Genomic DNA, 25,899 nt, shown 5'->3' with positions numbered 1-25,899 from the left:
GCCGGGTCAGGGGCGGTGGTGCATGGCCAGCCGGAGCAGGAGGAAGCGCAGGGCGGTCGCGGCCAGGTTGGCGGCCACCAGAACGGTCAGCTCCCATCCTCGGCTCGGGGGTGTGGTGGCGTGCAGCACGGCCAGGGAACCGCTGGTCAGGGCCAGGCCGAGCGCGAACGCCAGCAGCCCCTGGAGGTGGTGCCGACCGGCGTGCCGGCGTCCGCTGACCCCGAAGGTGAGCCGCCGGTTGGCCGCCGTGTTCGCGACCGCGGTGAGCAGCAGCGCCAGCAGGTTCGCCGGTTGCGCCCCGAGCGGGCCGCGGGCCAGCAGGAACAACAGCAGGTACGCGAGCGTGCTCGCCACCCCCACCGCGGCGAACCGCACGAGCTGGCGGGGCAGGCCGATCGGCACCTGCGCCGGCGGGACCGGCAACGGCCCACGGCCGAGCTGGGCGCGCAGCTGCGCCAGCGGCAGCGCCCCGGTGACCAGCGCCCGGCCCAGCCGCCCGATGCCCCGCAGGTCGGCCAGCGCGGTCGCGACGATGTCGACCCGGCTGTCCGGGTCGTCCACCCAGTCCACCGGCACCTCGTGGATACGCAGCCCGGCCCGCTGCGCCAGGACCAGCAGCTCGGTCTCGAAGAACCAACCCTTGTCGCGGACCAGCGGCAGCAGTTCGGCGGCCACGTCGGCGCGGATCGCCTTGAAACCGCACTGGGCGTCGGAGAAACGCGCCGCCAGCGCACCGCGCAGCAGCAGGTTGTAGCCGCGCGAGATGACCTCCCGCTTGGCACCCCGGACCACCCGGCTGGTGCGGGCCAGCCGGGTGCCGATGGCCAGGTCCGAGTGCCCGGAGATCAGCGGCGCGACCAGCGGCAGCAGCGCGGCCAGGTCGGTGGACAGGTCCACGTCCATGTACGCGAGCACCGGCGCCGGCGACGCCGACCACGCGGCCCGCAGCGCCCGCCCGCGGCCCTTCTCGTCCAGGCGCAGCACCCCCACCTCGGGCAGCTCGTCGGCGAGCGCCCGCGCCACCGCCGGCGTGCCGTCCACGCTGGCGTTGTCGGCCACCGTGATCCGGAACGGGTACGGGAAGTGCGCGGTCAGGTGCGCGTGCAGCCGCCGGACGCAGGGGCCCAGATCGGCCTCCTCGTTGTAGACCGGCACCACCACGTCGAGCACCGCGCTACCGGCGGCGGGCCGGGCCTGCACGGCGGCCCGGGGCACGTACGTCTCCGTCACGGCTCAGCCCTGCTTCCCGCTGCTCAGGTCGTACACGGTCACGCCGTCGACGGTGGTGGCGGTGAAGGTGTCGGCGACCCACGCGGCGATCTCGGACGAGGCGTTGCTGCCCCCGTTGGCGCGGAACCCGCCGCCGCCGAGGAAGTAGTGGATCCGCCCGTCGGCGACGTACCGCTGGAACTGGGCGAGCGTCGGCGACGGGTCGCTGCCGTTGAAGCCGCCGATCGGCATGACCGGCCGGCGCGTGGCCAGCTGGTAGCCGGAGGCGTTGTTCGAGCCGATCGTGGCGGCGACCCAGGTGTAGTCGTCGGCGTCGGCGGTGAGCAGCGCGGTCATCTCGGCGCTGGGCTCACGGGCGTCGAGCAGCCCGCCCATGCCCCCGCCGCGCTGCCCCCGCCCCTCCGGCCCGGTCCCGCCGCTGCCGGTGCCACCGGTCCAGCCGGGGAAGCCGCCCTGGCCAGGGATGCCGCCCGGCGTGGTGCCGTCCTGCCCGGTGCCGCCGTCCTGACCGGTGCCGCCCTCCGGGCCGGTGCCGCCGGGCGCGCCCGGGGCAGAACCACCATCCGGGAATCCGGGGAATCCACCAGCGTTCGCCCCGCCGTTCTGGCCGGTGCCGTTCTGGCCGGTGCCGTCCGGACCCGTGCCATTGGAGCCGGTGCCGTTCGGAAAGCCCGGGAAGCCCGGGAACTGCCCGCCGCCCGGACCACCGGGGAACTGCCCGTTCGCGCCGCCCGGCATCCGGCCGCCCGGTCCACCGGGGCCGCCGAAGCCACCCGCTCCGGCCGGCCCGGCGCTCGGGATCGAGCCGGAGTGCGGGGTGGCGGCGGTCTGCATCGCGTACGCGGCCGGCCCGGCCAGCGCCACCGCGATCCCGGCGACAGCCACCACCGGCACGGCCCACCGCACAACCCGCCCGGCGAACCCGGCCCGGTGCCCCACCGTCGCCCCCGCCGCCGCCTCGGAGTGGACCAAGGAGTTCGCGTCTCCCTGAACGCCACTTCCGGACACAAACTCCTTGATCACCGGGGCGGGCGGGGAGGCGAGGGAGGGCGGGGAGGCGAGGGAGGGCGGGGACCCAGGGGAGGCCAGGGAGGGCGAGGCGGGCGGGACGGTCCGGTGGGTGAGGAACGCCGAGGTGACCAGGAGGGCGGCCGCGGTCAGGCCGAGGGCCAGCACCGTGGGGCGCAGCCAGGGGTGCCAGTCGGGGGTACGGCCGAGCAGGTGCCAGGACCACCAGGCGGTGACCGCCAGCGCGCCGGCCAGCACCAGTGTGGCGGCGAGCCGGCGCCACCGGGCCGGTGCAGCGCCTGCCGGCGCCGGTGCCGCACCGGCCCGCCACAGCACTGTGACGCCGATGCCGACCAGCGCGCCGACCGCCGGGGCCAGGGCGACCGTGTAGTACGCGTGGAAGATCCCGGACATGAAGCTGAAGATCAGTCCGGTGACCAGCAGCCAGCCGCCCCACAGCAGCAGACCGGCCCGGGTCCGGTCGGTACGCGGCGCCCGCCCGGCCAGCCACAGCCCGGCGACCAGCAGGATCAGCGCGGCCGGCAGCAGCCAGGAGATCTGCCCGCCGACCTCGGTGTCGAACATCCGCAGCAGCCCGGTCCGGCCGGAGAACGGGCCGCCGCCTCCCCCACCGGGCCGGCCGCCGCCGACGCTGCCCACCTCGTCGCCGGTGAGGCGGCCGAGGCCGTTGTAGCCGAGCGTCAGCTCCAGGATGCTGTTGTTCTGCGAGCCGCCGATGTAGGGGCGGGCGCTCGCCGGCACCAGCTCGACGACCGCCACCCACCAGCCGGCGGAGACGACGACGGCGAGCCCGGCGAGCAGGAGCTGGCGGATCCGCCGTCCGAGGCCGGTCGGCGCGGCCAGCAGGTAGACCACGGCGAAGACCGGGATCACCAGGAACGCCTGGAGCATCTTGGTGAGGAAGCCGAAGCCGACGAGCACGCCGGTCAGGGCGATCCACCGGGTGCTGGCCGTCTCGACCGCGCGCACCGTCGTGTACGCGGCGGCGACGAGCAGGAACACCAGCAGCGCGTCCGGGTTGTTGAACCGGAACATCAGCGTCGCCACCGGGGTGAGCGCGAGCACCGCGCCGGCGAGCAGGCCGGCGGCCGGGCCGTACCAGCGGCGGACGGTCGCGTACAGCACGCCGACCGAGGCGACGCCGAGCAGCGCCTGCGGCACCAGGATCGACCAGCCGTTCAGGCCGAAGACGCGGACGGACAGCGCCATCAGCCACAGCGAGGCGGCCGTCTTGTCCACGGTGATGGAGTTGGCCGCGTCGGACGAGCCGTAGAAGAACGCCGTCCAGCTCTGCGAGCCCGCCTGGACGGCGGCCGAGTAGAACGCGTTGGCCCAGCCGGAGGCGCCCAGGCCCCACAGGTAGAGCAGCGCGGTCACGGCCAGCAGGCCGAGCAGGGCCGGTCGGGCCCAGCGCGGGTCGCGGTCGGTGCGGGTCTTCCGGGGTACGGGCGCAGCGCCCGGCAGGCTCTCGGTTCGGTCCATGCCGGCAAGCCTCGGAGGGCCCGCTGGCCCGCTCCCGTGTGTGGCCTATGCGTCTGCTGTGGATCCGGGCAGCCACACCGTGAACGCGGTGTGGCCGGGCCGGCTGACCACGTCGACCCGGCCGTGGTGCGCCTCCACCACGGCGGCGACGATGGCCAGGCCGAGGCCGGTGCTGCCCTGGGCCCGGGAGCGGGAGCTGTCGCCGCGGGCGAAGCGCTCGAAGACCTCGGGCTGCAACTGCTCCGGAATGCCGGGGCCGTCGTCGGTGACGCGCAGCTCGACGCCTCCGGCGGCGGGCGCGAGCCGGACGGTGACGGTAGTGCCGGCCGGGGTGTGCACCCGCGCGTTGGCGAGCAGGTTCGCCAGCACCTGGTGCAGCCGGTGGGCGTCGCCGGTGACGGTGAGCGGCTCGTCGGGCAGGTCGAGTTGCCAGCGGTGGTCGGGGCCGGCGACGTGCGCGTCGCTGACCGCGTTCACCGCCGTGGCGGTCAGGTCGACCGGCTCGGCGGCCAGCGGGCGGCCGGAGTCCAGCCGGGCCAGCAGCAGCAGGTCGTCGACGAGGCTGGTCATCCGGGTGCTCTCCGACTCGACGCGGCGCAGCGCGTGCGCCACGTCGGGCGGCACCTCCTGATGGCCCCGGCGGGCCACCTCGGCGTACCCGCGGATGGCGGCCAGGGGTGTGCGCAGCTCGTGGCTGGCGTCGGCGACGAACTGGCGTACCCGTGTCTCGCTGGCCTGCCGGGCGGAGAGCGCGGCGGCGACGTGGCCGAGCATCCGGTTGAGCGCGCCGCCGACCTGACCGACCTCGGTGCGGGGATCGGTGTCGACGGCCGGGACCCGCACGGACAGGGCGACCTCACCGCGGTCCAGCGGCAGTTCGGTGACCCGGGCGGCGGTGGCGGCGACCCGGTTGAGCGGGCGCAGCGTGGCCCGGACGATGAGCGTGCCGAGGGCGCCGGCGATGACCAGGCCGGCGCCGATGACCCCGGCCTGCGCGACGATCATCCACATGACCGTGTCGTCCACCTGGGCCAGCGGGATCGCGAGGACCAGCACGTCGCCGTCGCCGCGCGGCGAACGCAGCGCGACCGTCCGGTAGTCGCCCCGGTCGCCGACGGCGACGGTACGCGGGCGTTCGCCGACCGGTACGCCGGCCAGCGTCGTCAGGTCGCCGGCGGGCACCTCCTCGCTGCCACCGCTCTCGGACCGGATCCGGCCCACGGGTGCGGCGGCGGCGGGCACCCGGACCGCGATCGAGCCCGGTGGGAAGCCGCCGGGCGGGTCCGGCGCCACCTCGTCGTCGTCCGGTGGGAGGGGCCGCTGGTCCGGGCGCGGCGGGTCGATGCCACGGCGGGCCCAGCGGTCGAAGTCGGCGGGCCGCCGGTCGCCGAAGCTGAGCTGGTTGTCGATCTGGTCGATCAGGAAGTGCCGCAGCGCCACTGTGGTCAGGCCGCCGATGCCGACGCTGACCAGTGCCAGCAGCGCCACCACGGAGAGCACGAGCCGGCGGCGCAGCGACCAGCCGGCCAGGCGGCGGCGCAGCCGTCCGCGCCCGTCACTCGGCGGGTTTGAGGACATAACCCGCCCCGCGCAGGGTGTGGATCATGGGCGCCCGGCCCGCGTCGATCTTCTTGCGCAGGTACGAGATGTACAGCTCGACCACGTTGGCCTGACCGCCGAAGTCGTAGTTCCACACCCGGTCGAGGATCTGCGCCTTGCTGAGCACGCGGCGCGGGTTGCGCATGAGGTAGCGCAGCAGCTCGAACTCGGTGGCGGTGAGGGTGATCAGGTCGTCGCCGCGGCGTACCTCGTGGCTGTCCTCGTCGAGGGTGAGGTCGCCGACGGTGAGCACCGCCTCCTGGCGGGCGGCGACCGCGAAGCCGGATCGCCGCAGCAGCGCGCGCAGCCGGGCGATGACCTCCTCCAGGCTGAACGGCTTGGTCACGTAGTCGTCGCCGCCGACGGTGAGCCCGGCGACGCGCTCCTCCACCGCGTCGCGGGCGGTGAGGAACAGCACCGGCACGCTCGGGGACTCCTCGCGCAGGCGCCGCAGCACCTGGAAGCCGTCCAGATCGGGCAGCATCACGTCGAGCACCACGGCGTCCGGGCGGAACTGGCGGGCGGTGCTGATCGCCGCCATCCCGTTGCCGGCGGTCGCGACCTGCCAGCCCTCGTACCGCAGGGCCATGGACAGCAGGTCGGTGAGGGTCGGCTCGTCGTCCACGACGAGCACCCGCACCGGTTCGCCGTCCGGTCGGTGCAGCTCGATGCGGCCCTGCGCGGACTGCGCGTTCATGACCATGCCCCCATCGTGGGCGGACCCGCTGTCGCCGGGCTGTCCCGATCCTGTGTACCAGCTGTGCGCGCCCTGCGGTGACGATCCGGGCAGGTCGGGCCGGGTCTTCCGTACCCGGGCTACCCGGTGGTAACTTCCCGGCATGTCCATCGACGGTCGTTTTTCCGGCCGGCTGGCCGGCAAGGTGGTGCTGGTGACCGGCGCGGCCCGGGGCATCGGCGAGCACACCGCCCGCCTCGCCGCCGCCCGCGGCGCCCGGTTGTCCCTCGTCGGGCTGGAACCCGACCGGCTGGCCGCGCTCGCCGCCGAGCTGGGCCCGGGGCACGTCTGGTTCGCCGCCGACGTCACCGACCAGCAGGCGCTGGCCGAGGCGGCCGACGGCACCGTGGCGGCGCTGGGCGGGATCGACGCGGTGGTCGCCAACGCCGGAGTCGCCAACCGCGGCACGATCGCCGTCGGCGACGTCGAGGCGCTGGTGCGTACCGTCGAGGTCAACCTGATCGGGGTCGTGCGCACCGCCGCGGCGACGGTCCCGGCGCTGGTCGACCGGGGCGGCTACCTGCTGATCGTCTCCTCGGCCGCGGCGTTCGCCGCGCTGCCCGGCATGGCCGCCTACTGCGCCTCCAAGGCGGGCGTCGAGCAGTTCGGCAACGCGATCCGCCTCGAACTGGCGCACCGGGGCGTGGCGGTGGGCACCGCCCACCCGTCGTGGGTGGACACCGACCTGGTCCGCGAGGCGCGCGCCGACCTGCCGGCCTTCTCCACGGCGCTGGCCAGGCTGCCGTGGCCGCTGCGGCGTACCACCACTGTGGCCGAGTGCGCCGAGGCGTTCGTCAGGGCCGTCGAGCGCCGCAGCCGCCGGGTGTACGTGCCGCGCGCCGTGGCCGGTGTGCAGGCCGTACGGTCGGTGCTGGTCAGCCCGCTGGCCGACCGCCTGGTGGGCCGCACCGCCCGGGCCACCGTGCCGCTGATCGAGGAGCAGTCCCGGGCACTGGGCCGGGGCTTCGGCGCCAGCACACCGCAGGGGCGGCCGTGACCGCGCCGGTGGAGGTCGTCTACGAGCGCCGGGGCGCCGGGCCCGCGCTGGTGCTGCTGCACGGCATCGGTCACCACGGCGGCGCCTGGCGCCCGGTGCTGGACCGGCTCGCCGAGGCGCACGACGTGATCGCCGTCGACCTGCCGGGCTTCGGGCGCTCCCCGATGCCCACCGCCGGGCTGCCCGCCGACATGCCCGGCCTCGTCGCCGCCGTGGCCGAACTGTTCACCGCGTTCGGGCTGGAGCGCCCGCACGTCGCCGGGAACAGCCTCGGCGGGGCGATCGCGCTGGAGCTGGCCGCGCTCGGGGTGGTCTCGTCGGCCACCGCTCTGTCGCCGGCCGGCTTCTGCACCGCGCGTGAGCTGCGCTGGGCGCTGACCGTGCTCTCCCTGCACCGCAACGCGGCCCGGCTGCCCGAACCGGTGCTGCGCCGCCTGTTCGCCGCGCCCGCGCTGCGGATGCTGGCGATGGGCATGATCCTGGCCCGGCCCAACCGGATGGCACTGGACGACGCGCTCGCCGACGCCCGCGCGCTGCGCCAGGCGCGGGCGTTCCGCGCCGTCGCTCGCGCCGGGCGGGGGTACGCCTACGCGGGCGCGCCGACAGTGCCGGTGACGGTGGCCTGGGGTACGCGGGACCGGATCCTGCCCTACCGGCAGGCCGCGCTGGCGCGTACCCGGCTGCCCGCCGCGCGGCACCTGGACCTGCCCGGCTGCGGGCACGTGCCGATGCACGACGACCCGGAGCTGGTCGCCTCGGTCATCCTGGGCACCACCCGGCCGGACTGAGCCTCACTCGGTCGCGCCGAACGGGAAGGTGTGCACGTACCGCATCGTCCAGCCGCCCGGCGACGCGTGGTCGTCGCGTTCGTAGAGGTGGTCGGCCACCCCCTCGGCCGGTTCCTCCGGATGGCGCAGCACCCATCGCGGCGGCGGTGCGCCGTCCGGCCCGGCGGGTAGGTCCCGGGTCAGCTCGTCGGCCGGTCCGCCGACGAACCGTACGCGCACCGCGGCCACCGCTGCCCTCCGTCCGTCGACGCCCTCGCCGCGAAGCTACCCCGCCGCGGTGCGAACCCTCGGCGGTTTGCACAGCTCCGGGGCCGGGTAGCGGGACCGGAGGGCACCGGACGAGGCGAGGAGTGGGCGATGCGGACGCTGGGCGGGCGGTACGAGCTCGAACAGCGAGCCGGCCTGGGTGGCATGTCGGAGGTGTGGCGCGCGCACGATCGCGTGCTGGACCGGACCGTGGCGGTGAAGCTCATCTCGCCCGCGCTGGACGGCGACGCCGTTTCGGTGGAGCGCATCCGGGCCGAGGCGCGGTCGGCGGCGCGGCTGGTGCACCCGAACGTCGCCAGCGTGCACGACTTCGGCACCGCGACGCTGCCGGACGGGCGGCCGGTGCCGTACATCGTCATGGAGCTGGCCGAGGGCGAGACGCTCGCCGCGCACCTGCGGGGCGGTCCGCTGGACTGGCGCATCGCGGTGCGGGTCTGCGCCGAGGTCTGCGCCGCGCTGGCCGCCGCGCACGCGCACGGCATCGTGCACCGGGACGTGAAGCCGGCGAACGTGATCCTCACCCCGTCCGGGGTGAAGGTGCTCGACTTCGGCATCGCCACCCCGGCCGGGGCGCCGGACCACACACCGGACGGCATCGTGGTGGGCACCCCGGCGTACCTGGCGCCGGAGCAGCTCGACCGGCAGCCGGCCACCCCGGCCGCCGACATGTACGCCCTCGGTGTGCTGCTCTACTACTGCCTGACCGCTGAGCTGCCGTACGAGGCGGGCAGCACCACCCAGCTGCTCGGGTCGCGCCGCCGCCGCCGGCCGCCCCGCCCGCTGCCCGAGGTTCCGGGGCTGCCCGCCGAGGTGGCCGAGCTGTGCGGGCGCTGCCTCGACGACGACCCGTGCGCCCGGCCGACCAGCCCGATGGCCGCGCTGCTGCTGGCCGAGGCCGTGGACGCCCGGGTCTACGTGCCGATGACCGCGCTGCTGCCCCGGCAGCGCGTGCCGCAGGTGTCCCCGTGGACCAGCCGGGCCGCCGCCGAGGCCACCGAGGCGATGGCCGTCGACGCCGCGACCAGCGGCCGGATCCGCTGAGCACACGTACTGGCTGCTCGGGCGCGGTTTCGCCGCTCGGGGTCCGGGAACGCGGTCCGGTGAGTGACGGGAGGAACGCGATGCCGGATCCGAGTTCCTGGCTGGCCGAGACGGCCACGGCGACCGCGGCGGGCGGTCACGTACGCACCGACGACGGCGGGCTCTCCTCCGCCCTGGCGTCCCCGCTGGCGCCGCACTGCACCGGTCTGACGCCGGAGCAGCTCCTGGCCGCGGCGTTCGCCTCCTGCCTGCACCACGCGGCGGTGGAGGCGGCCGGAGAGATCACCGACGAGGCGCACACCGTGCAGGTGACCGCCGAGGCGAAACTGGGCCGCGACGACGACGGCCGCTACCGGGCCGACGTGCACGCCGAGATCTCCTCGGCGGGACTGACCCGCGACCAGCTGGCCGATCTGGTCGCGTACGCCGACCGGCTCTGGCCGTTCTCCAGCGGCGACCCGAGCCGGCACCGGCTCACCGTGACCCCGGCGGAGAACGGCCGGCACTGAGATCTACCAGCGGAAGCCGGCGGTCACCGCCCGATGGTCGCTGGCCGGGGTGCGCAGCACCCCGGCGGCGGTCGGCGTGAGTCCCCGGTAGAGGACGTGGTCCGGGCGGGTGACCGGTAGTTCCGCCGGCCAGGTGAAGCCGAATCCCTGCCCGGCCTCGGCCTGCGCGTCGCCGAGCAGCCGGGTCAGCGGGTCGAAGACCCGGTCGGTGGTGGCGGTGTTCAGGTCGCCGAGCACCACGAGCCGGTCGGCCGGGTCGGCGCGTACGGCGTCGGCCAGCGCGGCGACGGTCTGGTCCCTGGTGGCGGTGTGCCCGGCCCGCGCGGAGCCGAGGTGGACCACGTACACGGCCAGGTCGCCCCGGGGCGCGGCCACGACGGCCCGCAGCGCGCGGTCCCAGCCCAGTCCGGTGTCCACGCCGTGCGCCTCGCGGATCGGCCACCGGCTCCACAGCGCGACTGTCGACACGACCGCCCGGTGCGGGTAGCGCTCGGCCAGCACCGGCGCCACCCGGTCGCCGTCGGCGACCTCCTGCAGCCCGATGAGGTCGGGGGCGTCGCCGGTGAGCGCACCGACGGTGGCGGCCGGGTCGGGGTTGCCCACGCGCAGGTTCTGGCTGACCACCCGCACCGCGGCGCCGTCCGCGGCGGCGGCCGGGGGCAGCCAGGCGCGGCCGTAGAGCCCGGCCCAGACCAGGGCCGGCAGCAGCACCGCCAGCAGCGCCGGCCGGGAGCGGCGCAGCAGGGCGGCGAGCGCGAGCAGCGGTACGGCGATCCCGAGCAGCGGGGTGACGCTGTCCACCAGGCTGCCCAGGCCGTGGACGTTCGGCACCAGCCGGTGCCCGGCCAGCAGCAGCGTGAGCAGCACGGCGCAGACGACGACGATCGTGCCGCGCCGGCTGCGGGGGCCGGGCGGGCGCTCGTCGATCATCGCTCCGTCACCGTCGGAATCGTATCGAGCGCCCGGGGCGCCGCGCGGTGGCCTCACCATGATCGGCGGCGGCCGGCCGGATCGCGGCGAGTCGATTCGGCGGGTCGGTGGACCGCCGCCGGAGGCAGGCCGCCCGACCAGGGCACCCTCGGCCGAACAGTGGAGCCGGGTGCACGCCGTCACCGGCTCGGCCCGACGTCCGCTTCGCACCGCCGAAACCGACATAGGCATTCTTTCGGGTACGCGAGGTTGGCGGTTTTCCTGATCCGCCACCCCTAATGCCACCCGCGAATCCGGCAGATTGTGGCGCATGCCACCAATCACCCCGATGGCAAAGGGCCGGAAGCTTTCTAGCCTCGGCGGGTGCACCCCGACCACCCCGATCATCAGCCGTTGCCCGCCAACCGCCCGGTTCGCCGAACGATTGACCCGGCATCAGCCGCTCGGAGGGTGGGACGTCACCGCGCCCCGGAACCGCCACGGCGCGGCCCGGCCCGGTCCGTATCCGGCCGGATCGCGGTGGCCACCGGCGTCACCTGTTGCCTCGGCCTGATCGGCGTGGCCGCCGTCGGCGAGACCGGCCCGGCGCACCTGGAGGTACGCGAGGCGGTCGCCGACCGGGCCGCCGCCGACCAGCGCGCCTCCCGCGACTTCACCCGGGTCGCGCCGCCGGCCGCCGCGGCCCTGCCACCACCGGCACCGACGCCCAGCGCGACACCGACGACGAAGAAGCCGCCGCGCAAGCCCGTACGTGCCCAGCGCCCCCGGCCGGTCGCCGGCCTCGACCAGCGGCAGATGGACAACGCCAAGGTCATCGTCGACGTGGGGCGGGACATGAAGATGCCCCGCCGGGCCCTGGTGGTCGCGCTGGCCACCGCCATGCAGGAGAGCAACCTCTACAACCTGGCCAGCGACGTGCTGCCGGAGTCCTTCGACCACCCGCACCAGGGCAGCGGCTCCGACCACGACTCGGTCGGGCTGTTCCAGCAGCGCCCCAGCAGCGGCTGGGGCACCGTCGCCCAGCTCATGCGGCCGGCGTACGCGGCCCGCGCCTTCTACGCCGCGCTGCGCGAGGTGCCCGGCTGGGCGGACATGAGCGTCACCGCCGCCGCCCAGGCGGTGCAGGTGTCCGCCTACCCCGACGCGTACGCCCGGCACGAGGGCCGCGCCACGACGGTGGTGGCGGCTCTGATCTGACCCGCGCGGGTCAGGCGGCGCTGCGACCGGGGCGCACACCCGCCGCGGCGGTGGGGGTGTCCACCGGCACCCGCTCGCCCCGCGCCCCGGCCAGGATCTCGTCGACCCGGGACTCCCGCCGGCGGCGCGCCAGCAGGGCCGCCTCGAACTCGCGACGCGCCCGCACGGCCTCGGCGTACGCCTCCTCCCGCAACCGACGGGCCTCCTCGCGCGCGGCCTCCAGCTCGGCGCGGGCCTGCGCGAGCAGCTCGGCGGCCTCCCGTTCGGCTGCCGACGGGCGGGACGCGCCCGTCTCGACCGGGGCGGTACGGCGATGCAGGAAGTCGCACAGGTGCAGGGCGTCCGACCGGATCTGGTCCCACTCCCGGCCGGCCCCGGCGGCACTCTCCGCACGCGCCGCCAGCCGCCTCAGGCGCAGGCTCAGCTCGTCCAGGCAGGCGTCCACCTGACGCCTGTCGTAGCCGGTCTCCACCACCGAGAACCTCATGCGTCGCCCCCCAGGCAGCCGGTCCGCGTCCCCACCAGCCGATCCTGCGGTCCGGGCACGGCCGGGCGCGGCCGTTCCCGCAAAATGTTCAGGATGCGGTGGCCCGGACTTCCGGCCCCTACGGGTGCTTCGGGAGCACGACCACCCGTCCGAAGAACTCGTCGATGCGGCGTACCACGTCGTTGAAGTCGTCCAGGTCGATCGGCTTGGTCACGTACGCGTTGGCCTGCAGGGTGTAGCTGCTGACCACGTCGGTGTCGGCGTTGGAGGTGGTGAGCACGACGATCGGGATGGTCCGCAGGCTCTCGTCACCCTTGACCTCGCCGAGCACCTGCCGCCCGTCCATCCGGGGCATGTTCAGGTCGAGCAGGATCACGTCCGGGCGCTGCGCCTCGGTGTGCCGGCCCTCGCGGCGGAGGAACTCCATCGCCTCCTGGCCGTCGGCGACCACGTCGATGACCTTGTCGACGTCCGAGTCGGCGAGCGCCTCCTCGATCATCAGGACGTCGCCCGGGTCGTCGTCCACCACCAGGATGCGAACGGGGCTGGGACTGTTCTGGCCCATCGGGTTACCTGCTTCGTGGTGAGGAGGGCGTCCGGCCGCACGGCCGGCTGCTGGCGGGGAAATGTACCGGATCAGGAGGCGGCCGACGCCGTCGGGTCGACCGTGTCGCGGTCGTGGTGGAGCACGTCCGCGAGCCCGGTCACCTGGAGCACCCGGGCGACCCGCCCGGTCGCCCCGGTGAGCCGCAGCCAGCCGCCGTCGGCGGCGGCGAGGTTGTCCCCCCGGACGAACGCCGCGATGCCGGTGGAGTCGCAGAACGTCAGCTCGGTGAGGTCGAGCAGCAGCTCGCGGTGCCCCTCGGCGATCACCCGGTCGATCGTCGAGTTCAGCTCGCCGGCTGTGCCGAGGTCGAGCTCGCCCGCCAGCCGGAGGCGGACGCCGCCCCCGTCCCGCTGGGCGTACGTGACGGTGAACGTCACCGTGGCCCCTCTCGCTCCCACCGCAGGCGAACCCTTGCAGTGGTGCAAGTATATGCGACGGCCCGTCGGGCGCCCGTCAGCGGCCCGCCGCCGCCAACCCGCCCACCAGGGCACGACCCCGCTCGATGAAGGCGGCCGCGCGCGGGAAGTCGCGCAGCTGCTGTCCATAGTGCTCCAGCGTCAGCCCGACCGCGCCGGCCGGCACCCCGCGGCTGACCAGGATCTCCACCAGCCACTCGACGAACCCGGTGAACAGCGTCGCGTCGTCCACGTAGAGCGCGGCGGCCAGGAAGTCCACGATGTAGCCGAGGTCGCTGATCGTGGAGTCGAGCTGCGCCGGCGTGTAGTCCGCCGTCGACGGCACCCGCTCCCGCAGGTCGGCCAGGGCGCTGTCGATCAGCTCGCCGCGCCGCTTGACCAGGCTGGCGTACTCGTCGTCGGCCAGGTGGTCCAGCCGCGCGGGCGGCGTCTCGCGCAGCGCCCGCTCGTCGGCCACCAGGTCCGCCGCGGACGGCGCGTCGGGCGCCCACGGCACACCGAGCACACGCGCCCACCGGCCGTCGTCACCGAAGCCCCGGCCACCGACCACCACCGGCACGTCGGAACGGCGGCACGCCTCCACCATCCGGTGCGCGTGCGGCAGCCGCATCGGCAGGGCGCAGGCGAGCGCCACCGCCTCCGCGTCGTAACGGTGCAGGTAGGACACCAGGTGCGCGGCCGGGACACTGGCCCCGAGGAAGATGACCTGCCAGCCGCGCAGCCGCAGCACCTCGGCCACCAGCCGGGCCGGCAGCGCGTGCCACTCACCGTCCATGCACGCCATCACGATCCGGCCCCGGGTCGGCCGGGGGTCGGCGTACGCGGCCACCGCGGCCACCACCCGCTCGCTGATGTGGGTGGCGGCGTGCTCCTGGGCCACGCTCCACTCGTTGCGGGCCCAGCGTTCGCCCACCTCGGCCTGGGCCGGGGCGACCAGGTCCAGCAGCACCCGCTCGGCCGGCACGCCCGCCTCCAGCAGCCCGCGGGCCACCGCCACCGCGGCGGACTCGTCGGCGTCGGCCAGGCACTCCAGATAGCTGGTGAAGGCGTGGCCCGGGTCGGCCCCGACGGTCGGCACGGTCACGCGGACAACTCCCTCGTTCGTTCGGTCACGTCCGGCACCGCGTGCAGATGCCGTGGCGTCCGCCCGGCCGGGCCGGTGGCTCGCAGCGCCAGCACCGCGATGTCGTCGTGGTCGCCGTGCGCCAGCCAGTCGCAGGTCACCTGCTCGATCCGCTCGGCGAGCGCCGGCGCGGGCATCCGGTGGCAGCCGCTCACCGCGTTGAGCAGCCGCTCGGCACCGAACTGCTCGTCACCGCGCCGGCCGCCACGCGCCTCGGTCACCCCGTCGCTGTAGAACAGGCACGTCTCCCCCGGCGCCAGGTGCACCGTCACCTCACCGATGCGGGGATCCGGCACCACGCCGATCAGCATGCCGCGCAGCGGCACCACCTCGACCTCGCCGGACTCCCGCAGCAGCAGCGGCGGGAGGTGCCCGCCGCCGGCCAGGGTCAGGGTCAGGCCGCCGTCGCGGTTCGGCCGGGCCACGCCGAGCACCATGGTGGCGAACCGGCCCTGCCCGTGCGCCTGCGTGGTCTCCAGCAACGCGTCGTTGAGCAGCTTCAGCAGCCGCCCCGGCTGGGTCTCGACCCGGTGCAACGCCTGCAGGCACTGACGCAGCTGGCCGGTGAACACGGCTGCCTCCACGCCCTTGCCCGACACGTCGCCGAGGAAGAACACCGAGCCACCGTCGGCGAGCCGGTGCGAGCCGTAGAAGTCGCCGCCGATGCGCAGACCGGCCTGCGCCGGCCGGTACGCGGTGCCCCACTGCACGCCGGTCGCGGCAACCGGCTCGACCGGCAGCAGGCTGGCCTGCAACGTGTCGGCGACCTCGGCCTGGTCGCGGTAGAGCATGGCGGTGGTCAGCGCCGCGCCGGCCCGGGCCGCGAACGCGCGGACCAGGTCCACGTCGGCCTCGTCGTACCAGCGGTCGGCGCGCCGGACCACCAGCAGCGCCCCGGCCGGTGCCTCCCGGCCGGGCAGCGGCACCACCCGCGCGGTGGCGCCGGAGGCGTCCAGGCCGGGCAGCCAGCCCGCCTCGGCCGCCTGCTCGACCAGCCAGTCCAGCTCGTGCGGCTCGGTGCCGGACAGGCCGGCCTCGATCGCGGCGGGCAGCGCCGGGGCGGGCAGCATCCCGCTGTCCACGACCGGCGCGCGGTCGTCCGCGCGTACCGCCCGCCACCAGCGGGCCCGGCCGGAGCGCGGGGCGAGCACCAGGACCGCCACGTCGGCCGCCGTGGGTACGGCCAGGCGCACCACCGCGGCGGCGGCCCGATCCGGGTGCAGCGGGTTGCCGAGCTTCTCGCCCACCACGGCGAGGAACGCCGATCGGGCACGTTCGGCCAGCAGCGCGTCGGCCCGGCTGACGCTCTCGGTGACGTCGTCGACGTACCAGCAACGCCGGCGATGGGACAGCGCGACCGGCCGGACGCGCAGCCGGCGCCCGTGGTGGGTGAACTCGGCCGGACCGTCGCCGCGCAGCGGGGCCGGGCCGGCGGCGGCCAGCAGCTCGCCGGGCGTCGCCTCGGGGATCAGCCGCTCCGCGACCGGGCTCACGTGCTGGACGACACCGTCGGCGTCGCAGACGACGAGGCCCTCGCGGAAGTGCTCGACCACCTCGGACCAGGTGGGGACGGTGCGGTCGCGGTCGGCGGCCAGCGGCGGCAGGGCGGACGGCACCGGCGCGGCGGCGGACCACGCCGGAGGCCGTGCGGCACTCGGCGTGGAGATCCGTCCGTCGCCCGGGTCGGCACCCCTGACGTCGGCAGCAGTCACCAGCTGAGCCCCACTCTCCTCGTCGGCACCCCGGGGCGCCGGACACGGCGCCTGTGGTCACGTCTCCTCGCCCACCCTACGCCGGTGTGCCGGGACCGCCACCCCACGGCGCTGCCGGCCCGCTCGCGCGTCCTGCGAGGTGACGGCGCTGTTGTTACGATTCTGTCATCCCGGCCCGACCGGCACCCCCGCGGAAAGGCGTGACGTGGTTTCTCAACGGAGAAGGCCCGAGGCGAGCCCGCTGAGCATCTCCGTGGATCGATCCGACCCGGCCGTCCCGGTGGTGGTGGTCGGCGGCGACCTGGCGTACGCCACGGCCGCCCCGCTGCGCGCCGAGATCGACAGGCTGCTCGCCGGGCGCCCGACGGCCCTGGTGTTCGACTTCGGCGACCTGCAGTTCATGGACAGCACCGGCCTGTCCGTGATCGTGCACGCCTGGCGGGAGGGCCAGCAGGCCGGCACCGCGATCGAGCTGCGCGCGGTGCCGCGGTTCCTGGAGACCATCCTCGACCTGACCGGCGTCACCGGTCTGCTCGACCGCTCGCCGGTCGACGACGCACCCGGCCACCTCGCGCCGGGTTCGGCCGCGTCCGCGTGACCCCGGGGGTTTCCCGCCGGTGCCCGGCTGGGAACATGGAAGCGTGCCCTCCCAGATGTTGACCATCGAGGTGGACCGGCTCGCCGCCGGTTCCGCCCGGGTGCGGCTGGCCGGGGAGCTGGACTTCGACACCGCGCCGGAACTCGTCGACGCCGTCGCCCACCTGCGCCGCGACGGTCACCAGGAGCTGGAACTCGACTTCGCCGGGGTGGACCTCTGCGACTCCTCCGGGCTCAGCGCGCTCGTGGTCATCCACCGCGCGGGCACCGGGGCGATCCGCCTGCTGAACCTGAACCCGCAGATCGAGCACCTGCTGGAGCGCACCGGCCTGGCCGAGCTGCTGGCCGCCCCGCCGCAGGAGCTGACCGACGGGGCCCGCGAGGCGGGCTGACCGCACCGGCCTGCCAGGCGGACCGGCAGCCGGTCCCCGGACAGGGGTGGCCCCCGACCCTGGGACCAGGGGCCGGGGGCCGGGAGGATGGCTCAGGCGGCGGGCGCGGCCTGCCGGTGCGGCGCGTCGTCGCGCGGACGCCCCGCGAGCGGAGGCTCGACGTCCTCCGGCGCTCCGGAATCGGGAGTCTGGAACAGATAACGGACGAAGTCCCCGCTCATGTCGTCGTCGTCCGCCCCGGGCCACTGCCCGACACAGTCGACGCCGACCACCTCACGTCCGCTGCCGTCGTGGTGCTCCAGCAGCGCCCAGAGGGTCACCGGGTAGGAGCGGGTGGCGTCCGGGCCGATCCGCCAGCGGGCGTACCAGCCGGGACGGGCGGGGACGATCTCCACGATCCGTTTCATGTCGACCTGCCCTTCCGCGTGCGTCGGAAGTTGTCCGGTCCGTCCGAGCCTGCCGCCCGCCGGGGTGAGCGCTCCTCACCCGCAGCGAATGAAGCCTCCGCCGGGCGGTCCGCCGTTACCTTCCCCGCAGCGCCGGGAACGCGGTCGGCGCAAGCGCAACCGACCCAGGAACGAGGTGCGACGATGCGCAAGCAGATGGAGGGCGACAACCAGCGCCGCCGGGCCCTGGCCCGCGAGGCCCGTGAGCGAGGGCTGCGGCCGAGCCAGACCGGCGCCAGCCTGAGCGCGTCCAAGCAGGTCACCTCGCTGGACCAGCACGACCGGTCCGGCCCGCCGCCGGCCGGACGGCACAAGCCGGACAGCACCCGGGGTGGCCCGGCGCCGCCGCCGGTCGCCGTCGCGGAGCAGCAGCGCCCGCTGCCGGACCCGGCGCCGTCACCCGGTGTCTCGATGGGCTACCGGGAACTCGTCGACGACGTGAGCCGGCGCGCCGGGGTGGACTTCACCACGGCCAAGGTCGCCGCGGAGGGCACCGTGCTGGCCCTGGCACAGGCGCTGGACGAGGCGGAACGGGAGCGGCTGCTGGAGGCGGTGCCGCTGACCCTGCACGACGTGGTGCCGGTGTACGGCATGGAACCCCGCCGCGACCTGCCCGGCTTCCTGGCCGAGGTCGGCCGGTACAGCCGCCTTACCCCGGAGCAGGCGCGCTACCAGGCCGAGGCGACGCTCGCCGCGCTCGCCGAGGCCGACGCGGATCTGGTCGAGTCGCTGCGCGTACCCGACGAGTTGCGTGACCTGCTCGGGCCGACCGACTTCGGCGGCGGCCTGGTGGGCGCGTCCTCGGCCACCGCGCCGCTGACCGAGGCGGAGCTGCGCGACGCGCTCGCGACGCTGCCCTACTGGTCCAGCGACCGGCGCTCGCTGGTGCGCACGATCGAGCTGCCCGGCGGCAACCTGGACCGGGTGCTCGACCGGCTGGACCGGCTCAAGTCCGACGTCGGGCGGTCGCCGCAGATCGGGCGGCCGGACCCGGACAACGCCGTGCTGACGGTCCGGACCCAGCAGGTCGACGGCGTGACGGCGGCGGACGTGGACCTCGCGCACCGGGTGGACGCGGCGATCGACGAGGCCGGCGCCGGAATGGCGGCCGGCTGACCCGGCGGCGGAACGGCCCCGGCCCCACGCGGGCCGGGGCCGCCCGTGGCCGCGCGGTACCGTGTCCCGCCGTGGATCACGACGACACCGAGGCCCTGGAGATCGTGGTGGACCCGGCCCGCCCGTCCGGGCGCACGCTGCTGGCCGACGGGGTCGAGCAGTCGTACGTGGACGTGGCCGACCCCCGGTACCTGCACTTCGAGTACGTGCGACGGATCGCCGCCGCGATCGACCTGGCCGCCCCGCGGGGTACGGCGCTGACCGCGCTGCACCTCGGCGGGGGCGCGCTGACGCTGCCGCGCTGGCTCGCGCGTACCCGGCCCGGCTCTAGGCAGCGGGTGATCGAGCGTCATCCGGGCGTGGTCGAGCTGGTCCGGCGGAAGCTGCCACCGTTGCCGCCGGAAGTCGTGGTGGCGCTCGGCGACGCCCGGGAGGCGGTGGCCGAGGAGCCGCCCGGGGCGTACGACGTGGTGGTGGCCGACGTGTACCGGGCGGCCCGGATGCCGCCGCAGGTGACCGCCGTCGAGTTCGCGGCGCGGGTGGCCCGGGTGCTGCGCCCGGACGGCCTCTATCTGGTCAACCTCACCGACCTGCCGCCGCTGGCGCACACCCGGGCGCAGGTCGCCACGCTGCGGGCGGTCTTCGCCGACGTCTGCCTGGTCGCGGACCGCCGGATGCTGCGCGGCCGCCGCTACGGCAACGTGGTGCTGGCCGCCTCGCCCGCCGCCGACCGTCTTCCGGTACGCCGGCTCGCCGCCCGCGTCGCCGCCGACCCGGTGCCCGGCACGGTTCTGCACGCCGCGACGCTCGACGCGTTCGCCGCCGGTGCTCTCCCGGTCACCGACGCCGACCTGGGCTGAGCCGGTTTCCGCCACGGCGCGGCGGGTAGCCGCGCCGGATGAGCACCGCCGAGGACCGGTCCACCGCGCGCCGGACGCTGATCGTGATCGGTCTGGTCCTCGCCACCGCGGCCGGGCTGGCCCTGGTCTGGGCCACCCGGCGGGTGTTGGTGTGGGGACTGGTGGCGGTGTTCTTCGCGGTCGCCCTCAAGCCGCTCGTGGACCGTCTGGAACGTCGGGTACGCCGCCGCGCGCTCGCCACGCTGCTGGTGTTCCTCGCCGCGTTCGCGCTGGTCGCCGCCGTGGGTGCGCTGATCGTGGTGCCGCTGGTGGACGAGGTGGGCCGCTTCGCCGACCGGGCGCCGGAACTGGTGCGCGAGGCACAGGCCGGGCGGGGACCGCTCGGGCGGCTGCTGGAGCGCTTCCACCTGCTCCGGTACGCCGAGCCCGGCCAGCTGCGCCGCTACGGCGCCCGGCTCGGCGACCCGACGGTCGGGGTGGTCCGGAGCGTGGCCCAGGCGGTCGCCGCCCTGGTCACCGTGGTGGTGCTGGCGTACCTGATGGTCCTGGAGGCGCCGAAGATCGTGGCCGCCACGCTGCGGCTCACCGGCGACGGCCCGGCGGCGCGGCTGCGGCGCATCGGGCGGGACTCGTCCCGGATCGTCACCGGCTACCTGAGCGGCAACCTGCTGATCAGCGTCATCTGTGGCGGTCTGACCTTCGTCGTGCTGTTCCTGCTCGGTGTGCCGTTCGCCGCGGTGATCGCGCTGGCGGTCGCCGTGTTCGACCTGATCCCGCTCGTCGGGGCCACACTCGGGGCGATCGCCGCGGCCGGCGCGGCGTTCCTGCACTCCCCCACCGCCGGGATCGTGGTGCTCGTCTTCTTCGTGGTCTACCAGCAGGTGGAGAACCATCTGCTGCAACCGGTCATCATGGCCCGCGCGGTTCGGTTGAATCCGCTGACGGTGCTGGTCAGCGTGCTGCTCTCGGTCGAGCTGGCCGGCCTGGTGGGAGCGCTGCTGGCGATCCCGGCGGCCGGTGTCGCGCAGGTGCTGCTACGCGAGTTCGTGCCCGCCGGGCGGGCGGCCCTGCCGCGGCCCGCCGACGGCGACCAGGCGGACACCGGCCCGGCCGGCGGTTCGACCACGGCGGAACGGCCGCCGGCCGGCGGGTGAGGGCCGGCCGGCGGGTGCGCGTGCGGCTAGCGCCGGTGGGCCAGCTCCGGCGACTCGCTCTCCAGCGGCACCGCGTTCCCCGGGACCAGCCCGAGTTGCACGGCGGGCCGGGGCAGCGTCGCGTCCAGCGCCCAGTCCGCGGCGACCCGGGGCCGGTTGCCGGGCATGGCGAGCAGGTGGTAGCCGCGGGTGACGGCCTTGGCGGGCAACCCGGCCAGCGGCACCTTCAGCGGGTTCGCCGCCGCGTCCTTGCCACCCAGGTCCACCACCCAGCCCAGGTCGTGGTGCTTGTACGACTTGCGCACGCCCTGCCCGTAGGAGGCGGCGATGTTGTGCGCGGCCAGCTTGCCCTGCCGCTGGGCGTGCTGCGCGGTCATCGCGCACACCTGCCCGGGGCGGGTGGGGTCGGGCACGGCGGCGGCGTCGCCGCAGGCGAACACCTCCGGGTAGCCGGGGACGTTGAGGAACTCGTCGACCACCAGCCGGCCCTTCTCGGTGCGCAGCCCCAGGTCGGCCACGAACGGATCGGGGCGTACGCCGACGCACCAGATGAGGCTGCACGTCGGGACGTACTCGCCGTCGGTGAGCATCACCCCGTCCGGCGTGGCCTCGGCGACCGAGGTGCCCATCCGCACGTCCACACCGCGTTTGCGCAGCACCCGGTCGGCGGTGACCGACATCCGCCGGTCCAGTTCGGGCAGCACCCGGGGCGCCACGTCCAGCAGCATCCAGCGCGGCCGGACCTTCAGGTGCGGACGCTGGGCCATCAGCCGGTCGGTGAACAGCTGCCCGTGCGCGGCCACCTCGGTGCCGGTGTAGCCGGCGCCGACCACCACGAACGTGGAGCGGGCCCGCTGCTCGGCCGGGTCGTCGGTCAGCTCGGCCAGCTCCACCTGCCGGACCACGTGGTCGTGCAGGAACAGCGCCTCGGGCAGGCCGCGGAAGCCGTGGGCGTACTCGGTCACGCCGGGGATCGGCAGCAGCTTGTTGACGCTGCCGACGCTGAGCACGAGCCGGTCGTACGCGAGCTGACCGTGGTCGCCCTCGATCGAGCGGTACCCGACCCACCGGTTCTGCAGGTCGACCCGGTCCGCCTCGCCGACCACCACGCGGACGCCGTCGAGCGTGCCGGCGAGCGGCACGGCGATCCGGGTCGGCTCCACCACTCCGGCCGCAACCTCGGGCAGCAGCGGCAGGTAGAGGAAGTAGTCGGTCGTGTTCAGCAGGACGATCTCGGCCCGGTCGCGGGCCAGCCGGCGCAACGTCTTGGCCGCGTGGTACCCGGCGAACCCGGCCCCCACGATCACCACACGTGGTTTCGTCATGCCTGCTGCCGTTCCCGGGCAGACCTGCGACAAACGTACCCATGATCCATCCATCGGCAGCTATATGGACATTCCTCGTGATCGGCGCGAGGATGCCGGGATGGGAAACCACGAGAACGCCGAGGGTCGACCCACGAGGTCGAGCCGGCGTACCTTCCTCACCGCCTCCGCCGCGGCCACCGCCGCCGCCGTCGCCACCCCGCTCACCGCCGCCCCGGCCGCCGCCGCGACCGGCGCTCCCCCGGGCCCCGGCCGTCCGGCCCGCCCGCAGCGGCCCGACCGCGAGCTGACCGCGCTGCTGCGCGAGATCGACAGCCGCCGGATCGAGGCCGTCGTGCGCCGGCTCGCCGCGTTCGGCACCCGCCACACCCTGTCCAGCCAGACCGATCCGGTACGCGGCATCGGCGCCGCCCGCGACTGGATCCACGCCCAGCTCTCCGGGTACGCGGCCGCGTCCGGCGGCCGGATGACCGTCGAACTGCAGTCGTACGTGCAGCAGCCCGCCTCCCGCATCCCCGTCCCGACCACCATCACCAACGTGGTGGCGACAGTGCGCGGCGACGTGACGCCCGAGCGGGTGTACGTCATCACCGGCCACTACGACTCCCGGGCCACCGACGTGATGGACGCGGTCAGCGACGCGCCCGGCGCCGACGACGACGCCTCCGGCGTGGCGGTGGTGATGGAACTGGCCCGGGTGCTGTCCACCCGCCGCACCGAGGCCACCATCGTGCTCGCCGCCGTCGCGGCCGAGGAGCAGGGACTGTACGGCTCGGCGTACCTCGCGTCGCAGCTGAAGGCCGCCGGCGCCGACGTCCAGGCCATGTTCAGCAACGACATCGTCGGCAGCAGCACCGCCGACGACGGCACCCGCGACCCGCGTACCGTGCGGTTGTTCGCCGAGGGCGTGCCGACCGCCGAGACCCCGGCCGAGGCGAGCGTGCGGCAGTCCGTCGGCGGCGAGAACGACTCGCCGTCGCGGCAGCTCGCCCGGTTCGTCACCGACGTCGCCGAGAACTCCGCCACCGGCATGGACGTGCGCGTCATCTACCGGCGGGACCGCTACCTGCGCGGCAGCGACCACATCTCGTTCCTGCGCGAGGGCTGGCCGGCCGGCCGGTTCACCGAACCGAACGAGGACTTCGCCCACCAGCACCAGGACGTGCGGGTCGTCGACGGGGTGCAGTACGGCGACCTGCCCGAGTTCTGCGACTTCGGCTACATCACCCGGGTGGCCCGGGTGAACGCCGCGACGCTGTGGTCGCTGGCCCAGGCGCCCGGCACGCCCAAGGGCGTCACAGTGGTGACCACGAACCTGACGAACGACACCACGCTGCGGTGGCAGCGCGGGCCCGAGCCGGACCTGGCCGGCTACGAGGTGGTGTGGCGGGAGACCACCGCCGACCAGTGGCAGAAGGTGCTGCCGGTCGGCGACGTCACCGAGGTGACCATCGACCTGTCCAAGGACAACGTGTTCTTCGGCGTACGGGCGGTGGACCGGGACGGGCACCGCAGCCCGGTCGCCTTCCCGAAGCCCGGCAGCTGAGGCCGGACGGTCACCGCCCCGGCGCCGGGTCCACCACGTCCGGGGCGGTGATCGCCCACCGTTCGTGGTCGCGCCACGCGCCGTCGATGAACAGGTAGTCCGGGGAGAACCCCTCCAGCCGGAAGCCGAGCCGGCGCGCCAGCCGCTTCGACGGCTCGTTGCCGGGCTGGATGTTCGCCTCCAGCCGGTGCAGACCGAGCGGCCCGAACGCGTACTCGATCACCAGCCGCACCCCGGCCGAGGCGTGCCCGGTGCCCGCGTACGGCCGGAACGCCGCGTACCCGAGGTAACCGCCGCGCAGCGCGCCCAGAACAATGCCGCTGATGTTCGCGTACCCGGCGATCTGCCCGGTGGCCCGGTCGCAGAACAGGAACCCGGAGCTGTCCCGCCCCCGGATCTTGCGCAGGTACGCCGCGTACCGCTCGGCGTCATCGGGCGCGGACAGCCACGGATGGTGCAGGTCCCGGCTGCGCCGGACGGCGGCCACGAACTCGGTCTCGTCGGCCGGACGGGGGCGGCGGATGGCGACGCGTCCGTCGCTGCGCAGGTATCGCACAGCGCCACTCTCCGCCACCGCGTCCACCCCACCCCACCCGGGGTGCATGCACTCCCCGCCCGCCACCCACCGCCGGAGTTCGTCTCCGCACCAGCGCCCACTTCCGGCACGACCTCCCCGCGCGACGCCGCTTCCGCCTCACCCCAAGGCGGCCCGGAGATCTTGGTAGGAAACGGCCCCCAGAGGGGCCCTTCCGCACCAAGATCTCCTCCGCTCCCATCATGTGGCCCACCGGTCTCATTTCGCGGAACGATGCCTGGTAGCCCCGCAGCCGGCATCGTCGACTCCTGCGCCGCCAGCCGTGCCGGACCGATACCTGCGCGATCTTGCACTTGGCGCCCCCCGGGTGCCCGCTTCGCGAGGTTCGCCGGGGCTCAAACTGCAAGATCGCGTGGGCGGGCGGGTCCATCCGCGCCTCGGGCGGGAACGTCCGCGCCCGGTCGGGGGGTTCGGTGCGCGATGTCGGGTTCGCGGCGCCGGCCTGGCGGGGCTGTGGTTGGCGCCACCGTGAGGGTGGAATCGGTGGCGGGCGCGGGGCGTTGTACATGGCTGACAGCCCAGGTACCAGGTCGAGCGCCGGACACCGGCCCGCCGAGGCGCCCGGATTGGTCAGGGAATCGGCCCGGCCCGGTCGTCGTTACATCCCCGAGCGACGGGCACCGCCGTCCCGGAGTGACCCCGGCCCGCCGGCCGTTACATCCCCCGGGTCGAGCCGCGAGGCCACGCCGCCGGACAGGCCCCGTCGGGTCGCGCCGACCCGACCGGGAGCCACGGTCGACGGGAATGACCCCGGCCCGCCGGTCGTTACATCCCCGAGCCGCGCAGAGCAGGCCCCTCCGGGTCGCCCGCGTGCCGCCCGTCCGACGGGCACCCCTCAAGACTTTCCCCCTTCGCGGCATCCCCCTGCCGCGTATCCCCCACTTCAGGGAGGCAACCATCATGGCTACCACTCTGCTGCGCAAGACCGTTCTGACCGCTGCTGGTGTCGTCGCCACCGCTGGTGGCATCGCCGGCCCCGCCATCGCCGCCCACGCCGCCCCCACCACCGGCACCACGAGCGTGGTGGCCGACCGTAAGAGCGGTCATGGCGAGCGGGAGCTGGACGTGCGCTACGAGGCGCAGCCCAACTTCTACTTCTGCGGCCCCGCCGCTGCCCGTAACGCGCTGAGCGTGCAGGGCAAGAACATCGACGTGCACGCCATGGCCAAGGAGATGGGCACCACCGAGGCCGGCACCAACTCCATCAACGACATCACCCCGGTGCTGAACAAGGAGACCGGCGCGAAGGACGCCTACAAGTCGGTCGAGATCAGCACCCCCAAGGCCGACGACAAGCAGACCGACAAGCTTCGCGCCGACGTGGTCAAGACCGTCGACGCCGGCCGGGCCGTGGTGGCCAACATCGCCGGCACCGCCACCGACACCGACGGCACCACCCACTCCTTCGAGGGCGGCCACTACATCAGCGTCATCGGCTACCGCGACGACGGCCACACCGTCACCATCGCCGACAGCGCCGACCCGAACACCGCCACCTACCGCATGAGCATCGACAACCTCGCCGACTGGATCGCCACCCGCGGCTACAGCACCAGCTGACCAACCGCACCACCCCGCCGCGCCCACGGGTGCAGAGCAAGAGCAAGACGCACGCGGAAGGGCCCGACCCCCACCATAGGGGCCGGGCCCTTCGGCGTGTCCAACGGCTGCCTGCCGGTCATCTCGCCGTCACGCCGGTGTCGTCACCCGGACGGCTC

General features: G+C 74.9%; 26 protein-coding genes. 12 read left to right on the top strand and 14 right to left on the bottom strand.

The genetic code is table 11. From position 1 onward, the window contains the following. Positions 1-6 precede the first annotated feature (6 nt). From ACQP26_RS13975 to ACQP26_RS13960, 4 genes are read right to left on the bottom strand one after another with little or no spacing between them, the layout of a single operon-like run. Positions 7-1,230, bottom strand: coding sequence for a dolichyl-phosphate beta-glucosyltransferase (locus ACQP26_RS13975; protein ID WP_433495916.1), 1,224 nt, complete (start codon positions 1,228-1,230; stop codon positions 7-9). 3 nt (positions 1,231-1,233) lie between these two features. Beyond that, entirely contained in the window at positions 1,234-3,741 is a 2,508-nt protein-coding gene (locus ACQP26_RS13970) for an ArnT family glycosyltransferase (RefSeq protein WP_433495915.1), read from the bottom strand. A gap of 45 nt (positions 3,742-3,786) precedes the next feature. Beyond that, positions 3,787-5,319 carry a sensor histidine kinase gene (locus ACQP26_RS13965; RefSeq protein ID WP_269706550.1) on the bottom strand — a complete coding sequence of 511 codons (1,533 nt, stop codon included), beginning with the start codon at positions 5,317-5,319 and terminating at the stop codon, positions 3,787-3,789. Beyond that, positions 5,297-6,043: a response regulator transcription factor gene (locus ACQP26_RS13960; RefSeq protein ID WP_393156002.1), complete on the bottom strand. Its 747-nt coding sequence runs from the start codon at positions 6,041-6,043 to the stop codon at positions 5,297-5,299. The genes ACQP26_RS13965 and ACQP26_RS13960 overlap by 23 nt, the downstream gene beginning before the upstream one ends. Before the next feature lie 136 nt (positions 6,044-6,179). Between ACQP26_RS13960 and ACQP26_RS13955 the strand changes: the two genes are divergently transcribed. Beyond that, on the top strand, positions 6,180-7,073 hold the full coding sequence (locus ACQP26_RS13955) for an SDR family oxidoreductase (RefSeq protein ID WP_269706551.1): 894 nt from the start codon (positions 6,180-6,182) through the stop codon (positions 7,071-7,073). After that, the gene (locus ACQP26_RS13950; RefSeq protein ID WP_433495914.1) at positions 7,070-7,861 is read left to right on the top strand and encodes an alpha/beta fold hydrolase; all 792 of its coding nucleotides are present in this window, start codon (positions 7,070-7,072) and stop codon (positions 7,859-7,861) included. Before ACQP26_RS13955 ends, ACQP26_RS13950 begins: the two co-directional genes overlap by 4 nt. Before the next feature lie 3 nt (positions 7,862-7,864). Here the strand turns inward: ACQP26_RS13950 and ACQP26_RS13945 are convergent, their stop codons facing one another. Beyond that, positions 7,865-8,089, bottom strand: coding sequence for a hypothetical protein (locus ACQP26_RS13945; RefSeq protein ID WP_433495913.1), 225 nt, complete (start codon positions 8,087-8,089; stop codon positions 7,865-7,867). Between the two features lie 129 nt (positions 8,090-8,218). Between ACQP26_RS13945 and ACQP26_RS13940 the strand changes: the two genes are divergently transcribed. Both ACQP26_RS13940 and ACQP26_RS13935 read left to right on the top strand, forming a co-directional pair. After that, on the top strand, positions 8,219-9,169 hold the full coding sequence (locus tag ACQP26_RS13940; protein ID WP_269706554.1) for a serine/threonine-protein kinase: 951 nt from the start codon (positions 8,219-8,221) through the stop codon (positions 9,167-9,169). Positions 9,170-9,249: 80 nt separating this feature from the next. Next, positions 9,250-9,678, top strand: coding sequence for an OsmC family protein (locus tag ACQP26_RS13935; RefSeq protein WP_013285994.1), 429 nt, complete (start codon positions 9,250-9,252; stop codon positions 9,676-9,678). Between the two features lie 3 nt (positions 9,679-9,681). Here ACQP26_RS13935 and ACQP26_RS13930 read toward each other — a convergent pair whose 3' ends face one another. Further along, the gene (locus ACQP26_RS13930; RefSeq protein WP_281578046.1) at positions 9,682-10,608 is read right to left on the bottom strand and encodes an endonuclease/exonuclease/phosphatase family protein; all 927 of its coding nucleotides are present in this window, start codon (positions 10,606-10,608) and stop codon (positions 9,682-9,684) included. 363 nt (positions 10,609-10,971) lie between these two features. Here ACQP26_RS13930 and ACQP26_RS13925 point away from each other — a divergent pair, with 363 nt between their 5' ends. Then, positions 10,972-11,805 (top strand): hypothetical protein, encoded by an 834-nt coding sequence (locus ACQP26_RS13925; protein ID WP_433495912.1) that lies wholly within the window; start codon positions 10,972-10,974, stop codon positions 11,803-11,805. Between the two features lie 10 nt (positions 11,806-11,815). Here ACQP26_RS13925 and ACQP26_RS13920 read toward each other — a convergent pair whose 3' ends face one another. The 5 genes from ACQP26_RS13920 to ACQP26_RS13900 form a co-directional block, all read right to left on the bottom strand. Then, complete coding sequence (locus tag ACQP26_RS13920; RefSeq protein WP_433495911.1) at positions 11,816-12,292, bottom strand: ATPase; 477 nt, start codon at positions 12,290-12,292, stop codon at positions 11,816-11,818. Positions 12,293-12,410: 118 nt separating this feature from the next. After that, positions 12,411-12,857 (bottom strand): response regulator, encoded by a 447-nt coding sequence (locus tag ACQP26_RS13915; protein ID WP_269706558.1) that lies wholly within the window; start codon positions 12,855-12,857, stop codon positions 12,411-12,413. Positions 12,858-12,928: 71 nt separating this feature from the next. Continuing rightward, positions 12,929-13,276, bottom strand: a complete 348-nt coding sequence (locus ACQP26_RS13910) for an STAS domain-containing protein (protein WP_269706559.1) — start codon at positions 13,274-13,276, stop codon at positions 12,929-12,931. Positions 13,277-13,352: 76 nt separating this feature from the next. Next, on the bottom strand, positions 13,353-14,399 hold the full coding sequence (locus tag ACQP26_RS13905; RefSeq protein ID WP_281578047.1) for a cobalamin B12-binding domain-containing protein: 1,047 nt from the start codon (positions 14,397-14,399) through the stop codon (positions 13,353-13,355). Then, complete coding sequence (locus tag ACQP26_RS13900; protein ID WP_269706561.1) at positions 14,396-16,150, bottom strand: PP2C family protein-serine/threonine phosphatase; 1,755 nt, start codon at positions 16,148-16,150, stop codon at positions 14,396-14,398. Before ACQP26_RS13900 ends, ACQP26_RS13905 begins: the two co-directional genes overlap by 4 nt. Before the next feature lie 253 nt (positions 16,151-16,403). On the opposite strand from ACQP26_RS13900, the gene ACQP26_RS13895 reads away from it, so the two are divergent. Together ACQP26_RS13895 and ACQP26_RS13890 are read left to right on the top strand one after the other, a co-directional pair. Beyond that, complete coding sequence (locus ACQP26_RS13895; protein ID WP_269706563.1) at positions 16,404-16,748, top strand: STAS domain-containing protein; 345 nt, start codon at positions 16,404-16,406, stop codon at positions 16,746-16,748. A gap of 43 nt (positions 16,749-16,791) precedes the next feature. Beyond that, a complete protein-coding gene (locus ACQP26_RS13890) occupies positions 16,792-17,139 on the top strand; it encodes an STAS domain-containing protein (RefSeq protein WP_269706565.1) in 348 nt (115 codons plus the stop codon). A gap of 92 nt (positions 17,140-17,231) precedes the next feature. Here the strand turns inward: ACQP26_RS13890 and ACQP26_RS13885 are convergent, their stop codons facing one another. Beyond that, positions 17,232-17,546: a hypothetical protein gene (locus tag ACQP26_RS13885; RefSeq protein WP_269706566.1), complete on the bottom strand. Its 315-nt coding sequence runs from the start codon at positions 17,544-17,546 to the stop codon at positions 17,232-17,234. A gap of 183 nt (positions 17,547-17,729) precedes the next feature. On the opposite strand from ACQP26_RS13885, the gene ACQP26_RS13880 reads away from it, so the two are divergent. From ACQP26_RS13880 to ACQP26_RS13870, 3 genes are all read left to right on the top strand, one after another. Further along, positions 17,730-18,701 (top strand): DUF2267 domain-containing protein, encoded by a 972-nt coding sequence (locus ACQP26_RS13880; RefSeq protein WP_269706567.1) that lies wholly within the window; start codon positions 17,730-17,732, stop codon positions 18,699-18,701. A gap of 71 nt (positions 18,702-18,772) precedes the next feature. Then, a complete protein-coding gene (locus ACQP26_RS13875; protein ID WP_433495910.1) occupies positions 18,773-19,561 on the top strand; it encodes a spermidine synthase in 789 nt (262 codons plus the stop codon). Positions 19,562-19,599: 38 nt separating this feature from the next. Further along, positions 19,600-20,715 (top strand): AI-2E family transporter, encoded by a 1,116-nt coding sequence (locus ACQP26_RS13870; RefSeq protein ID WP_433495909.1) that lies wholly within the window; start codon positions 19,600-19,602, stop codon positions 20,713-20,715. 26 nt (positions 20,716-20,741) lie between these two features. Here ACQP26_RS13870 and ACQP26_RS13865 read toward each other — a convergent pair whose 3' ends face one another. Further along, positions 20,742-22,040 carry an NAD(P)/FAD-dependent oxidoreductase gene (locus ACQP26_RS13865; protein ID WP_433495908.1) on the bottom strand — a complete coding sequence of 433 codons (1,299 nt, stop codon included), beginning with the start codon at positions 22,038-22,040 and terminating at the stop codon, positions 20,742-20,744. Between the two features lie 100 nt (positions 22,041-22,140). Here ACQP26_RS13865 and ACQP26_RS13860 point away from each other — a divergent pair, with 100 nt between their 5' ends. Next, positions 22,141-23,586 carry a M20/M25/M40 family metallo-hydrolase gene (locus ACQP26_RS13860; RefSeq protein WP_433495907.1) on the top strand — a complete coding sequence of 482 codons (1,446 nt, stop codon included), beginning with the start codon at positions 22,141-22,143 and terminating at the stop codon, positions 23,584-23,586. Between the two features lie 10 nt (positions 23,587-23,596). Here ACQP26_RS13860 and ACQP26_RS13855 read toward each other — a convergent pair whose 3' ends face one another. Beyond that, complete coding sequence (locus ACQP26_RS13855; RefSeq protein WP_281578050.1) at positions 23,597-24,142, bottom strand: GNAT family N-acetyltransferase; 546 nt, start codon at positions 24,140-24,142, stop codon at positions 23,597-23,599. Positions 24,143-25,081: 939 nt separating this feature from the next. Here ACQP26_RS13855 and ACQP26_RS13850 point away from each other — a divergent pair. Then, positions 25,082-25,741, top strand: a complete 660-nt coding sequence (locus ACQP26_RS13850) for a C39 family peptidase (RefSeq protein ID WP_433495906.1) — start codon at positions 25,082-25,084, stop codon at positions 25,739-25,741. Positions 25,742-25,899: the final 158 nt, after the last annotated feature.

Source organism: Micromonospora sp. CA-248089 (genome assembly GCF_050948515.1).
Lineage (GTDB): Bacteria > Actinomycetota > Actinomycetes > Mycobacteriales > Micromonosporaceae > Micromonospora.
This window is presented reverse-complemented; position numbering and strand designations above follow the sequence as displayed.

Bases quoted from the DNA above. Each gene is read 5' to 3' on its own strand.
- ACQP26_RS13940 (WP_269706554.1), top strand. From the start codon at position 8,219: ATGCGGACGCTGGGCGGGCGGTACGAGCTCGAACAGCGAGCCGGCCTG.
- ACQP26_RS13965 (WP_269706550.1), bottom strand. From the start codon at position 5,319: ATGTCCTCAAACCCGCCGAGTGACGGGCGCGGACGGCTGCGCCGCCGC.
- ACQP26_RS13955 (WP_269706551.1), top strand. From the start codon at position 6,180: ATGTCCATCGACGGTCGTTTTTCCGGCCGGCTGGCCGGCAAGGTGGTG.
- ACQP26_RS13915 (WP_269706558.1), bottom strand. From the start codon at position 12,857: ATGGGCCAGAACAGTCCCAGCCCCGTTCGCATCCTGGTGGTGGACGAC.
- ACQP26_RS13865 (WP_433495908.1), bottom strand. From the start codon at position 22,040: ATGACGAAACCACGTGTGGTGATCGTGGGGGCCGGGTTCGCCGGGTAC.
- ACQP26_RS13920 (WP_433495911.1), bottom strand. From the start codon at position 12,292: ATGAGGTTCTCGGTGGTGGAGACCGGCTACGACAGGCGTCAGGTGGAC.
- ACQP26_RS13850 (WP_433495906.1), top strand. From the start codon at position 25,082: ATGGCTACCACTCTGCTGCGCAAGACCGTTCTGACCGCTGCTGGTGTC.
- ACQP26_RS13880 (WP_269706567.1), top strand. From the start codon at position 17,730: ATGCGCAAGCAGATGGAGGGCGACAACCAGCGCCGCCGGGCCCTGGCC.
- ACQP26_RS13885 (WP_269706566.1), bottom strand. From the start codon at position 17,546: ATGAAACGGATCGTGGAGATCGTCCCCGCCCGTCCCGGCTGGTACGCC.
- ACQP26_RS13870 (WP_433495909.1), top strand. From the start codon at position 19,600: ATGAGCACCGCCGAGGACCGGTCCACCGCGCGCCGGACGCTGATCGTG.
- ACQP26_RS13935 (WP_013285994.1), top strand. From the start codon at position 9,250: ATGCCGGATCCGAGTTCCTGGCTGGCCGAGACGGCCACGGCGACCGCG.
- ACQP26_RS13860 (WP_433495907.1), top strand. From the start codon at position 22,141: ATGGGAAACCACGAGAACGCCGAGGGTCGACCCACGAGGTCGAGCCGG.
- ACQP26_RS13960 (WP_393156002.1), bottom strand. From the start codon at position 6,043: ATGGTCATGAACGCGCAGTCCGCGCAGGGCCGCATCGAGCTGCACCGA.
- ACQP26_RS13930 (WP_281578046.1), bottom strand. From the start codon at position 10,608: ATGATCGACGAGCGCCCGCCCGGCCCCCGCAGCCGGCGCGGCACGATC.
- ACQP26_RS13970 (WP_433495915.1), bottom strand. From the start codon at position 3,741: ATGGACCGAACCGAGAGCCTGCCGGGCGCTGCGCCCGTACCCCGGAAG.